General features: G+C 66.7%; 13 protein-coding genes and 1 other RNA gene. 8 read left to right on the top strand and 6 right to left on the bottom strand.

The features are described from left to right. Positions 1–2 precede the first annotated feature (2 nt). Positions 3–335 carry a hypothetical protein gene (locus DIR46_RS18585; protein WP_109346566.1) on the top strand — a complete coding sequence of 111 codons (333 nt, stop codon included), beginning with the start codon at positions 3–5 and terminating at the stop codon, positions 333–335. Between the two features lie 48 nt (positions 336–383). Here DIR46_RS18585 and DIR46_RS18580 read toward each other — a convergent pair whose 3' ends face one another. After that, complete coding sequence (locus tag DIR46_RS18580) at positions 384–1,553, bottom strand: L-dopachrome tautomerase-related protein (protein WP_109346565.1); 1,170 nt, start codon at positions 1,551–1,553, stop codon at positions 384–386. 210 nt (positions 1,554–1,763) lie between these two features. Between DIR46_RS18580 and DIR46_RS18575 the strand changes: the two genes are divergently transcribed. Beyond that, entirely contained in the window at positions 1,764–2,795 is a 1,032-nt protein-coding gene (locus tag DIR46_RS18575) for a CHAD domain-containing protein (protein ID WP_109346564.1), read from the top strand. 59 nt (positions 2,796–2,854) lie between these two features. On the opposite strand, the gene DIR46_RS18570 is transcribed toward DIR46_RS18575, so the two are convergent. Together DIR46_RS18570 and DIR46_RS18565 are read right to left on the bottom strand one after the other, a co-directional pair. Then, a complete protein-coding gene (locus DIR46_RS18570; protein ID WP_162819569.1) occupies positions 2,855–3,415 on the bottom strand; it encodes a DUF3617 domain-containing protein in 561 nt (186 codons plus the stop codon). 671 nt (positions 3,416–4,086) lie between these two features. After that, on the bottom strand, positions 4,087–4,395 hold the full coding sequence (locus DIR46_RS18565) for a c-type cytochrome (RefSeq protein ID WP_109346562.1): 309 nt from the start codon (positions 4,393–4,395) through the stop codon (positions 4,087–4,089). Between the two features lie 182 nt (positions 4,396–4,577). On the opposite strand from DIR46_RS18565, the gene DIR46_RS18560 reads away from it, so the two are divergent. The 6 genes from DIR46_RS18560 (at position 4,578) to DIR46_RS18535 (ending at position 10,620) form a co-directional block, all read left to right on the top strand. Further along, on the top strand, positions 4,578–4,802 hold the full coding sequence (locus DIR46_RS18560) for a TIGR04438 family Trp-rich protein (protein WP_109346561.1): 225 nt from the start codon (positions 4,578–4,580) through the stop codon (positions 4,800–4,802). 69 nt (positions 4,803–4,871) lie between these two features. Then, entirely contained in the window at positions 4,872–5,774 is a 903-nt protein-coding gene (locus DIR46_RS18555) for a LysR family transcriptional regulator (protein ID WP_109346560.1), read from the top strand. A 13-nt stretch (positions 5,775–5,787) separates the two neighbouring features. Beyond that, on the top strand, positions 5,788–6,597 hold the full coding sequence (gene lgt, locus DIR46_RS18550) for a prolipoprotein diacylglyceryl transferase (RefSeq protein ID WP_109346559.1): 810 nt from the start codon (positions 5,788–5,790) through the stop codon (positions 6,595–6,597). Between the two features lie 68 nt (positions 6,598–6,665). Continuing rightward, the gene (locus DIR46_RS18545) at positions 6,666–7,964 is read left to right on the top strand and encodes a c-type cytochrome (RefSeq protein WP_109346558.1); all 1,299 of its coding nucleotides are present in this window, start codon (positions 6,666–6,668) and stop codon (positions 7,962–7,964) included. Further along, a complete protein-coding gene (locus DIR46_RS18540; RefSeq protein WP_109346557.1) occupies positions 7,961–8,440 on the top strand; it encodes a (2Fe-2S)-binding protein in 480 nt (159 codons plus the stop codon). Before DIR46_RS18545 ends, DIR46_RS18540 begins: the two co-directional genes overlap by 4 nt. Then, a complete protein-coding gene (locus DIR46_RS18535; RefSeq protein WP_109346556.1) occupies positions 8,437–10,620 on the top strand; it encodes a xanthine dehydrogenase family protein molybdopterin-binding subunit in 2,184 nt (727 codons plus the stop codon). The genes DIR46_RS18540 and DIR46_RS18535 overlap by 4 nt, the downstream gene beginning before the upstream one ends. Here the strand turns inward: DIR46_RS18535 and DIR46_RS18530 are convergent. The 3 genes from DIR46_RS18530 to ssrS all read right to left on the bottom strand — a co-directional run bounded on the left by DIR46_RS18530 (position 10,617) and on the right by ssrS (position 12,160). Beyond that, positions 10,617–11,420 (bottom strand): sulfite exporter TauE/SafE family protein, encoded by an 804-nt coding sequence (locus DIR46_RS18530; protein ID WP_109346555.1) that lies wholly within the window; start codon positions 11,418–11,420, stop codon positions 10,617–10,619. The two genes, DIR46_RS18535 and DIR46_RS18530, sit on opposite strands and share 4 nt — an antisense overlap. Further along, a complete protein-coding gene (locus DIR46_RS18525; RefSeq protein WP_109346554.1) occupies positions 11,421–11,891 on the bottom strand; it encodes an EVE domain-containing protein in 471 nt (156 codons plus the stop codon). 87 nt (positions 11,892–11,978) lie between these two features. Then, positions 11,979–12,160, bottom strand: a non-coding RNA gene (gene ssrS, locus DIR46_RS18520) — 6S RNA. Positions 12,161–12,205 lie beyond the last annotated feature (45 nt).

The raw sequence follows: 12,205 nt of genomic DNA, 5'->3' as shown, positions 1-12,205 counted from the left end.
CGGTGAAACTCACCGCCAGCATCTTCAACGGCAGCCAGATACAGGCGCGGATGGTCATGTCTCGCTCGGGCCGTCCGACGTCGTCATCATGTTGTCCTGTACCGACCATCGGCGCGGCGCGCCTGAAGGCGCAGAACATCGCGCGCGGCATCGGCGCCAGGCTGGGGCCGGCGAACGGCGTGGCGCTGGCGCCGCTCAAGAACCTGTCGAACGCCATCGGAATGGCCACTGCCGGGCGGCGTTACAGCCCGGTTTCCACGCCAGGCGATCCGCTGCTGGTGACGGTACGGAAGCTGGTGCAGGGCGTGGACGTGATCTACCGGATCGGGAAGTGATCGGGAAGTGGTCGGAAAGTAATAGGAAAGTAAGTCTGCAAGCGAGCATCAACGCGTCGGCGCCGGCCCGTGCCCGATCTTCATGCGCAGCAGCCGGTACGGCTTGGCGCGCAGGTCCTTGCCGTCGTTGAAGCCGGCCTGGCGGTGCAACTGGTTGGCGGTGACGTACAAGTAGCCATCCGGACCGGCGGACAGCGTATCGGGCCACAGCAGCTCGGGGCTTTGCGCGATGGTGCGCCAGCTGCCGTCGGCTTCCAGGCGGCGGATCGCATTGTTCTCGTAGTCGGTCGCATACAGGTTGCCGGCGGCATCGGTCTCCAGCCCGTCCGACGCGCCTTTCTCGCCCAGGTCGCGCACGGCCAGCGCCAGCGCCGCCTCGCTGACCGCCGGATCGCGCAACAGGCGCGTGGCCACCGCGTAGCCATGACGGCTGGAGAGCGGACTGAAATACAGGGTTTCACCGTCGGGCGAGAGCGCGATGCCATCCGACGCCACCCGGAACGGCGCGGTCCTGCCATCGGCCGCACGACTCTGCACCACCCGGCCTTCCACGCGCGGCACGAAGCGCGGGTCGGCCGAGGTGGAGCGATCCCCTTGTAGACGGCGCTGCGCCTTGCCGGTGGCCAAGTCGAGCACGATGATGGCGCCCGGCCCGCTCAGGGACGAATCGGTGACATAGGCCACGCCCTCGCGGCCGACGCGGAAATCGAAACGCACGTCGTTGACGTAGGTGCTCGGCAGGATCACTTCGGGCGGAAACACCACGGTCCTGACCACCTTGTCGGTCTTCAGGTCGACCGCCACCAGCTTGGCGCCGCCCAGCCTCGGCGCGGCGAAGCCCGGTGCGGCGGTGTCCAGGATCCACAGGCGACCCTGGCCATCCGCGACCACGCTTTGCACGCTCTCCAGGCCGCGGGCCGGATCGCCCGGATCGGCGCGGTTGATGGCGGCGTCGGGATACGGGACAGGCCTGCCGTCGCGGATTTCCGCCACCGTATAGGGCATGTCATCGCCCCAGCGCGGGAAGTTCACGAAGATACGGCCGCCTCCTGCCACCGTGACGCCGGTGGGCATCGGGCCGTGGAAGGCGGCCACGCGTTCGAGCTGGCCGATGGTCGGCACGGGCGCGGCGGCCGGCGCCGCCTGGGCCGCGCCCGGGACGGCGATGGCGATCGCGATGGCGGCGCACAAGCGCGCGAAAGTATTTGGATGCATCATGTCATTCTCCTGTCATGTGTCGGCGAGCTGGACGGTTCCCCGGCGTATGATCGATCTGTCCAGCTCGTTGTCAGGAGAAGCATAGGATTTCTCGTGGCAGCGAAACAGCCAGCGGAGTGGGTAGCACTTTCACGCTTGCAGTGAAAATCGACACAGATTTCTTTGCGATCCGCCTTGCCGCTGTGCTTCCCTACCGTGAAAGGAACCAGCATGAGTAAGCAACAAAAAGCAAAACCGGCGCCGGAAGGCAAGGAGGCGGCGATCGCGCCGACCGAACAGCAAGTCCAGCAGCAGACCGCACCGGTGGCGCCATCCGAGCCCCAGCAGGATCAACCTTTGCCGAAGGACGAGCCGATCCGCCCGGTCAAGGCCGAACCGGTGCGCCTGCGCGGGCGCATGACGCTGGAAGACGCCTTCCAGTCCATCGGCCTGAATTGCGTGCGCCAGATCGAAGCGAACTTGCCGGGCGTGCTGAAGCAAAACGTCGAAAGCCTGCACCAGATGCGGGTCGGCCTGCGCCGCCTGCGCGCGCTGCTTGCCATGTTCGAAGACCTGGCCGCGCCGCCGGTCGCCCTGCATGCCGACATCGAATGGCTGTCCGGCGAACTGGGACCGGCGCGCGACTGGGACGTGCTGGCCGACTCGACCCTCGACCGGGTCCAGGGCTTCGACGCGACGGCGCTGCGCCAGGCCGCGCACGAGCGCGCGAACGCACATCACGCGCACATCCTGAACGTGCTGCGCGAGCCGCGCTATGCCGAGCTGATGACGCAGCTGAACGAGTGGCTCGGCGAACGCCGCTGGCGTCCCGACGCCACGCTGGACAAGGATTCACCCCTGGCCGAGCGCGCCGCCAGGGCCGCCCTGCCCCTGCTGCGCAAGGCCGAGAAGCGCCTGGCCAAACGCATCGACGGCCTGGACGAGGGCGACGCACCTGGCCGTCACCGGGTGCGCATCGCCGCCAAGAAGGCGCGCTACGCGGCCGAATTCTTCCGCGACCTGCTGCCGGCGCGCCGCGTCAAGCGCTACGTCGGCCACCTCGAAAAGCTGCAGGACCGCCTTGGCCTCCTGAACGACATGGCGGTGGCCGACCAGCTGCTCGAGGAACTCAAGGGCGGCAACAGCCAGGTCGCCAGGCAGGCCTCCTACGTGCGCGGCTACATGGCCGCCAGCAGCGAGGCCGGCACCCAAGGTCTGTCAAAGACGCTGGCGGATGTCGCCAAGCGTCGCATCACGCGCTGAACGACCCTGTCCTTAGCGCTTTCCGAAGAGCGCGATTTGCTGTGACGCTGCCCTGCAATTCACGACTGCGGGGCCGCGACATTACCGCAGTCGCTGCCCAGCCATTTGCCCGAGCCGGTGGTTTTCTGGGTCACCGTCATGCCGTTCGGACCGGCCACGGTGGCAGTCGAGTCGAAGGTATAGGCGGTCTCACTGGGGGTCTTCACCACGGCGTCGATCTTCATTTGCGGCTGCGTGCACTGCATGCTCACATTCATGCCGCCGGCGGTGGGGGTCGCGTTCCTGGTGCAGCCGTCAGGACCTTTTTTACCAAATACGTCGAACTTCGCGATGTCGTCTTTCGTGATGCACTGCTTGGTGCGCACGCCATCGTCGGTGAATTCCGTGCCACCGGCGCCCAGCCTTTTTTGTATTTCCGCGCGCTGGGCCGGCGACATCGAGGCCATCTGGCTCTTCATCAATGCGACGACACCGGCCATCTGATTGCCCCCTCCCTGGCCGGGCAGGGTCATGTCGATCTGCCACAGTCCAGGCTTGATGTTGACTTGCTGGGCGAACGCATTCGCTGCGCACAAGGTTGCCATGCTCAATGCAATGCTGGCGGTCCGAATCAGTCTCATGGTCGCTCCTCGTGAGTGGGCCACCAGTGTAGCCGACCTGGCTCTGCAGCCGCGCGCACAGTGCGGCGGTCGTATTCCAGGCGTGGTCAGCACGCCCGCGAATGCGCAAACAGAAAGCGCGCCATGCTCACGCAGACGCGCTCCTATCGCATGTCCCCATCCCATCAGGGTCAGTGTCAAATTAATTGGCAATTTCCCTAAAACCTTACGAATCAATTGGGGTCGGAGTCGAATTATTGAACAATTTTCCCGCGCCGGCTGTCGTCCCAATGGCGCGTTGCCATACCAGTCCGCCACAGTTTGACTTTGCACAAGCGATCGTCAGGCTGATTTGATTTCGCCCAAAGCAATCATGCTCTGCCTAGGGAGCTACGTCTTCACGGCATCTGAAATCAACAGCGCCCTTCGTTTGCGGAATAAGTTGTCAAAGAATTCGACGCTGACCCTCATTAATTCGTAAGGTTTTGTGGAAATTGTCGATCAAATCGACACTGACCCTCCTGGGACGGTCGTCGATGAATTGCGGTTCGTGCTTGGCCTGGACAGAGGCCGGCGGCCTGCCGGCAGTTGTAATGCGCTGCGCGATCCCGCACAAGGACTGAAGCCGGGTCGTAAACGACAAAGCGCGCCCCGCTCACGCAGGCGCGCTTTTTTCGGATAAGGCGTGACGCTTACTTGGTCGCCAGCACCCACTTGACCAGCGAACGCGCCTCGGCCTCGCTCACCTGCGGATTGGCCGGCATCGGGATCGGGCCCCAGGTGCCCGAACCGCCTTTCAGCACCTTCTGCACCAGCTTGTCCTCGGCGCCCTTCTGGCCCGCGTACTTTTCCGCGACGTCCTTGTAGGCAGGACCGACCAGCTTGGTGGCGACGGTGTGGCAAGCCATGCAATTCTTGGCCTTGGCCAGGTCGGCCTGGGCGAACGCACCCGACGACGCGAAAGCCGACAGCACCACACACAACATCAGGGACCGCTTCATTTGTTTCTCCGAGTTTATGACTGATTGGATTCTACCCCCTTTCCCAGCAGGGCAAGAAGGCCGATACACTCTGTAACGCGATCGCCACGTTTACCAATATCCTGTAACAAGAAAATAGCAACTTTTGCCCTTAGGCATTCTTTTCTTTGTAAAATGTGAGCCCTGAAGAAGCTTTTTACATCATGCCACTCATCCTCTTGATCGTCGCCCTGGCCGCCCTGCGCTTCTTCGAGGTCTGGCGTTTTGCCGAACTGTCCTGGTGGGTCATTGCCGGGCTGTTCGTACTCGCCTTTATCTGGTTCGAATACATCGAAAAGATGCTCGGGCTCGACAAGAAAAAGGATCACGAGCTCCAGGACAAGCGTCGCAACGACCGCGTGAAGAAGACCCTCGACAAGCGCCGCTGAACCGCCCCAGCAGATCCATTCGGTCCTGTGATACATTGGATATATCACAGTATCGTTCAATCATCCCCCATGCATCCCGAACTGCGCCAGCTGCGCCATTTCGTCACCGTGGCCGAAGAGCTGCATTTCGGCCGCGCCGCGCGCCGACTGCACATGACCCAGCCGCCGCTGTCGCAGAGCATCGCCAACCTCGAAGAACTGTTCAAAGTCCCGCTGTTCGTGCGCAACCGGCGCATGGTCGGCCTGACCGCGGCCGGCGCCGCCCTGCTGCCGGAAGCGCGCCGCATCCTGGAGGAGGCGGCCGCGCTGCCCGAGCTGGTGCGGCGCGCGGCCAGCGGCGAAGCGGGCCGCCTCGCCCTGTCCTTCGTCTCGACCGCCGGCCTGGGAATGCTGCCCGACGTGCTGCGCCGCTATCGCGCCGCCTATCCGGCCGTACGCCTGGTGCTGCAGGAAGCGACCTCCGACGTCCAGTTCGACGAGCTGCTCTCCGGTCGTATCGACGCCGGCTTCGTGATTCCGCCGCAGCCGGGCGCCGCGGACGTCATGGCCGACGGCGCCCTGGACTACCTCAAGATCGTCGACGAACCGCTGGTGCTGTGCGCGCCGAGCGGCCTGGCGGCGCTGCAAAAACCGGGCCCGGTGCGCCTGCGCGACCTGCCGCCGCTGCCGCTGGTGATCTTCCCGCGCACGGTGGCGCCCAGCCTGCACGATGCGATCCTGGCCTGCTTTCGCGCGGCCGGCGTGCTGCCCACCATCGGCCAGGAAGCGATCCAGATGCAGACCATCGTCAGCCTGGTTTCCGGCGGCATGGGCTTGGCACTTGTGCCACAATCCGTGTCGAACCTGATGCGTCCCGGCGTAGAATACCGTGCCCTGATCGATCCGGCGCCGCTGGCCGAAACCGGCCTGGCCTGGCGGCGCGACAACGATTCGCCCGTGCTGAGGGGCTTCCTGGAATGTTTGAAGAATTGAAGAGAGACTGACTATGCTGATTCATCCGCAGCCGGACCCGATCGCGATTTCGCTCGGCCCGGTGCAAATCCACTGGTATGGCCTGATGTACGTGGTCGCCTTTGCCCTGTTCATCATCCTGGGCCGGGTGCGCATCCGCATGCCACACGTGGCGGCGCAGGGCTGGACCCGCGACGACCTGGACGACATGCTGTTCTACGGGATGCTGGGCGTGATCGTGGGCGGCCGCCTGGGCGAAGTGCTGTTCTACCAGCCGCTGTACTTCCTCGCGCACCCGCTCGAGATCTTCATGATCTGGAAGGGCGGCATGTCCTTCCACGGCGGCTTCCTGGGCGTCCTGATCGCGATGTCGCTGTGGGCGCGCAAGCGCAAGCGCAACCTGCTCGACGTCTACGACTTCATCGCGCCGCTGGTGCCGCTCGGCTACGCCGCCGGCCGCATGGGCAACTTCATCAACGCCGAGCTGCCTGGCCGGCTGGCCGATCCGAACCTGCCGTGGGCCATGCTGTGGCCCGGCGTGGCCGGCCCGCGCCATCCGTCGCCGCTGTACCAGGCGCTGGTCGACGGCGTGCTGGTGTTCGTGATCCTGTGGCTGTTCGCGCGCAAGGCGCGTCCACGCCTGGCGGTCGGCGCCATGTTCACCCTGCTGTATGGCTGCGCGCGCTTCTTCACCGAGTGGTTCCGCGTGCCGGACTGGGAAACCACCGTGTTCGGCCTGCCGATCACCTCGGGCCAGGTGCTGTCGCTGCCGATGATCGTCGCCGCGCTGGTCATGCTGGCCTGGGCCTATCGCCAGGCGCCGGGCCGGCCTGTGACGGCCTAGCGTGAGCGAGCGCACAGAGCGCTCACTCTCTCCTCCCCGACAATGGGGCTCCAAGCAACGGAGCCCTCATGAATCGACCCAGGCGCAGGCGGCATATCGGATGGTGGCTGCTCCTCGCGGCCATCGTCGTATTGATGGGCATCGCCTTCGCCATCATGTGGCGCCCCGCGCTGGCGCCGCAGAACACCATCCCCTCCTTCGACCAGGCACGCATCGAGCGCGGCGCCAATCTCGCCCACCTCGGCATGTGCGCCTCGTGCCACACGGCCGACTTGTCGCGCCCCTTTGCCGGCGGCAAGCCGATGGAGACGCCGTTCGGCACCGTCCACAGCACCAATATCACGCCCGATGCCGACACCGGCATCGGCGCCTGGAGCCCTGGCGCTTTCACCAGGGCCATGCGCGAGGGCGTCTCGCGCGACGGCCACCTGCTCTATCCGGCCTTCCCCTACAACCACTACGTGCGCATGACGCAGGCCGACATCGACGACCTGTACGCCTGGTTCATGACCCGGCCCGCGATCACCTCCCCGGCGCGCGACAACGACATGACCTTCCCCTTCGGTTTCCGGCCGCTGGTCGGTTTCTGGAACGTGCTGTACCTGAATGATGCGCCGTGGCGGCCCGACCCGCGCCAATCTGCCGAGTGGAACCGCGGCGCCTACCTGGCCGACGCCGTCGCCCACTGCGCGGCCTGCCACACGCCGCGCACGAAGCTGGGCGGCCCGGATCTGAAGCGCCAGCTCGACGGCGGCGAAGCCGAGGACTGGTACGCGCCCGCCCTGAGCGCGACATCGCCGTCACCGCTGCCGTGGACGCGCGCGCAGCTGCAGGCCTACCTGCGCACCGGCATGGCCGAGGATCATGCGGTCGCCGGCGGACCGATGCAGGACGTGGTGATGCACCTGGCCCAGGCCGATGAAGGCGACGTCGCCGCGCTGGCAGCCTGGACCCACAGCCACCTGTCGCAGGCGCCGCCGCGCGCGACGCCGGCGCGGCGCGATGGGCCGCTGCCCCAACCCGTTGCCGACGATCCCGACCTGTCGCGCATGCGCCTCGGCTACGAGCTGTACGCCAATGCCTGCGCGCGCTGCCACGACGTCGGCCGCGCCCCGAGCTCGGGCACCGCCCTGCCCCTGCAGAAAGCGATCGCCCTGTACGACCCCGACCCGCGCAGCCTGATCCACATCGTCGACACCGGCATCCTGCCGCCGGATGGCGAGCCGGGGCGCTGGATGCCCGGCTTCGGGGCGATCCTGAGCATTGAACAGGCCGGCGCGCTGGCCGCCTACCTGCGCAAGTACGGCGCCGGCCAGCCGGCCTGGCCGGAACTGGACGAGCAAGTGAGCAAAGCGAGAGCACCATGACGACCTACCGCCTGCAGGTGAACGGCAAGCGCCATGCCGTCGATATTGACCCCGACACCCCGCTGCTGTACGTGCTGCGCAACGAGCTGGCCCTGAACGGCGCCAAGTTCGGCTGCGGCCTGGGCCAGTGCGGCTCCTGCACCGTGATCATGGACGGCAAGCCCGTGATGTCCTGCCTGGTTCCGGTGTCCAGCGTCGGCGCGCGCGCCGTGCGCACCGTCGAAGGCCTGGGCGACAGCGACAAGCCCGGCGTACTGCAGCAGGCCTTCATCGACGAGCAGGCGGCGCAATGCGGCTACTGCATCGCGGGCATGATCATGCAGGCCACCGCGCTGCTCGAACGCGAACCGAATCCCAGCGACGCCCGGATCCGCGCCCACATGGCGCCCAACCTGTGCCGCTGCGGCACCCATATGCGCATCCTGCGCGCGGTGCGGCGCGCGGCGGACCGGCTCGCCGCGGGAGGCGAGCGATGAGCCTCGACCAGGGTCGGCGCCGCTTCCTGGCCGCGGGCGGCGCCTTGACGCTGACATTCGCCATGCCCGCGTGGTCCGCGCAGGATGCATTACCGAAAAGCCTCGACAAGACGCCCTGGCTCGACGCCTGGATCCGCATCGGCGCCGACGAGCGCATCACGGTCTTCACCGGCAAGGCCGAGCTGGGACAAGGCATCAAGACCGCGCTGCTGCAGGTCGTGGCAGACGAGCTGCGCATCGCACCCGGGCGCCTGACGCTTGTGACGGCCGACACCGCGCGCACGCCGGACGAAGGCATGACCGCCGGCAGCAACTCGATGAAGGACAGCGGCGCCGCGCTGCGCCATGCGGCGGGCCAGGTGCGGATGCGCCTGGGCGAACTGGCGGCGGCGCGCCTTGGCGCGCCCGCGGCCGGCCTGGCATTGAAGGATGGCGCCTTCGTCGCCCCTGACGGCCGTCGCGCCAGCTTCGGCCAGCTGGTAACCGGCCAGGAATTGCACCTGCGCGCCACGCCGCAGCCGGCGCCGCCCGCGCCTGGCGCAAAGACCGCGATCGGCCGATCGCTGTCTCGCGTCGACATCCCGGCCAAGGTCACGGGCGGACCCGCCTACGTGCAGGACCTGCGCCTGCCGAATATGGTGCATGCACGCGTGGTGCGTCCACCCGCGCAGGCGGCGACCTTGATCGAGTTGGATACGGCCGCCGTCATGCGCCTGCCCGGTGTGTTGAAAGTCGTGCGCGACGGCCGCTTCCTGGCCGTGATCGCGGACGGCGAATACCGCGCCGTGAAGGCCGCCGCGCTGCTCGCGCGCGCCGCGCGCTGGGAGACGCCGGCCGCGCTGCCGGTGTATCCCGACATCGAAGCGCTGGTGATGGCGCAGCCGGCCGAGCCAACGACCATCCTAGAACGGGGCGCGCGGGCGCCGGAGGGCATGCACTTCAAGGCCACCTATACCCGCCCCTTCCAGCTGCACGCTTCCATCGGCCCATCCTGCGCGGTGGCGCAGCTGGTGGAGAACCGCTACACGGTCTGGACCCACTCGCAGGGCGTGTTCCCGCTGCGCAGCGCGCTGGCCGAACTGCTGGCGACCCGGGAGGATGCGATCCGCTGCATCCACGTCGAGGGCGCGGGCTGCTATGGCCACAACGGCGCCGACGACGTGGCGGCCGACGCCGCCCTGCTGGCGCGCGCCTTCCCGGGCCGGCCGGTGCGGGTGCAATGGATGCGCGAGGACGAACACGGCTGGGAGCCGTTCGGCGCGGCGATGGTGGCGCAGGTGGCGGCCACGCTCGGTCCCGACGGCCGCATCACCGACTGGCAGTACGACGTCTTCACGCCTTCGCACAACACCCGCCCCGGGAAGGCCGGCAACCTGCTGCCGGCGACGCATCTGGCCAAGCCGTTCACGCCGCCGGTGCCGAAACCCAGCCCGCAGCCGGAAGGCAGCGGCGACCGCAATGCGATCCCCTATTACCGGCTGCCGAACGCGCGCGTGACCCACCACTTCCAGCCGAAGGCGCTCCTGCGCACCTCGGCCATGCGCGGCCTGGGCGCCTATTGCAATGTGTTCGCGATCGAGAGCTTCATGGACGAACTGGCGCGTGCGGCGAAGCTCGACCCGGTCGCTTTCCGCCTGCGCCACCTGGAAGATCCGCGCGCCATCGACGTGGTGAAGCTGGCGGCGGCGAAGTTCGGATGGGAAGGCTACAACAGGACTGCGCGGCGCGGCCGCGGTTTCGCCTTCGCCCGCTACAAGAACCTGGCGTCGTATTGCGCGCTGGCGGTCGAGGTGGAAGTGGCGCGCGAAACCGGAATGGTCCGCGTGACGCGCGTATCGAGCGCCGTCGATTGCGGCGAGATCGTCAACCCTGACGGCGTGCGCAACCAGATCGAGGGCGGCGTCATTCAGTCGGCCAGCTGGACCTTATTGGAACAGGTGCGCTTCGACGCCGAGCGGGTGCTCACCGTGGACTGGGCCTCGTACCCGATCCTGCGCTTCGGCCAAACGCCGGAGAAAATCGATGTGCACCTGATCGACCGCCCCGGCCAACCCTTCCTGGGCACCGGCGAAGCGGCGCAAGGCCCGGCCGCTGCGGCGATCGCCAACGCGGTGTTCGATGCCTGCGGCCTGCGGATGCGCGACCTGCCGCTGGATCGCGCGCGGGTCAGGAATGGCTAGTTGAACGCCTTCCAGAACATATAGGCCGCCAGCGCATACAGGATCACGGCGAAGATACGCTGCAGCTGGCGCACCGGCATCTTGTGCGCGGTGCGGGCGCCGAGCGGCGCCATGGTCACGCTGGCCAGGACGATGATGGCCAGCGCCGGCAGGTAGACGAAGCCCAGCGACCATGCCGGCAGGCCCGGCTCGCCCCAGCCATAGAACATATTCGACAGCGTGCCCGAGAGCGCGATCGGGAAGCCCAGCGCCGCGCTGGTGGCGACCGCGTTATGAATGCGCACATTACAGCGCGTCATGAACGGCACCGAGACGAAGCCGCCGCCGGCGCCCACCAGTCCCGACAGGATCCCGATCAGGCCACCGGTGGCGAACATGCCGGCCCGGCCCGGCAATTCGCGCGCCGCCTTCGGCTTCTTTCCGATCAGCATCTGGGTGGCCGAGAAGGCGACGAAGCAGCCGAAGAAAAAGGCCAGCACCGCGGTATTCATCTGCTTGCCGATCCAGGGTCCGATCCAGGAGCCGATCAGGATGCCCGGCGCCAGCAGGCGCACCACGGGCCACAGCACGGCGCCGTGCTTGTGGTGGGCGCGCACCGAGGACATCGAGGTAAACAGGATGACGCCGAGCGCGGTGGCGATCGCCATGTGGACCACGAGTTCGTCGGCGAAGCCGCGCGCGGTGAAGATCATCGTGATGAAGGGCACCAGCACCATGCCGCCGCCGATGCCGAGCAGGCCGGCCGCGAAGCCGCCGAAGGTGCCCATCGCCAGCAGGGCCAGGATCAGCCAGGGATCCATTCAGGCCTCCCTGGCGCGCACGAGCTCGACGACCGCATCCCATTCGGATCTGGTGACCGGCGAGATCGACAGCCGGCTCCCCTTCTGCAGCAGCACCATGCTTTCCAGCGCGGGAATGGTGCGCATCTCGGCCAGCGGCAGATAGCGCCCCGCCTCCCGCGCGCGGACGTCGATCGAGATCCAGCGCGGTGTTTCGTGGGTGGCTTTCGGGTCGTGGTAATGGCTGGCGGGGTCGAACTGGGTGGCGTCGGGATAGGGTCCGCTCGCGATCTCGGCCAGCCCGGCCACGCCGGGCACGGCGCAGCTGGAGTGATAGAACAGGACGCCGTCGCCGACGGCCATCGCATCGCGCATGAAGTTGCGCGCCTGGTAGTTGCGCACGCCGAACCAGGCCACGGTCTGGCCGGGTGCGGACAGGACGTCGTCGAAACTGACTTCGTCCGGTTCGGATTTCATCAACCAATAGCGCATCGCGCCGTTCTCCCTGCAAGGCGCCGTCACGATTGACGCGCGCACAAAAAAAGCGGCTGCGTACAAAGTGCGCAACCGCTTGTGTGTCCTAGCCCCGCCAGTGCCGTTTTTGCCGGCATCCTGAACCAAAACGGTTCAAGGCGGTCACGGTCAGATCAATTTCGGGTTCGTCAAACGAGTGACGCTCACTCCCATCGAACTTGTTCCACGACCTATGCGTAAGAATGGTTCAAGGAATATATGGCAAATCTCGAACACCGCAGGGTAGAGCGCAGTTTACTCTTTTGAAGCGGCATGTCAAACGGATTCGGCTT

Source organism: Massilia oculi (genome assembly GCF_003143515.1).
In the GTDB taxonomy this organism is placed as follows: Bacteria; Pseudomonadota; Gammaproteobacteria; order Burkholderiales; family Burkholderiaceae_D; genus Telluria; species Telluria oculi.
The sequence above is the reverse complement of the archived record's forward strand: the minus strand, read 5'-3'. Positions and strand labels throughout refer to the sequence as shown.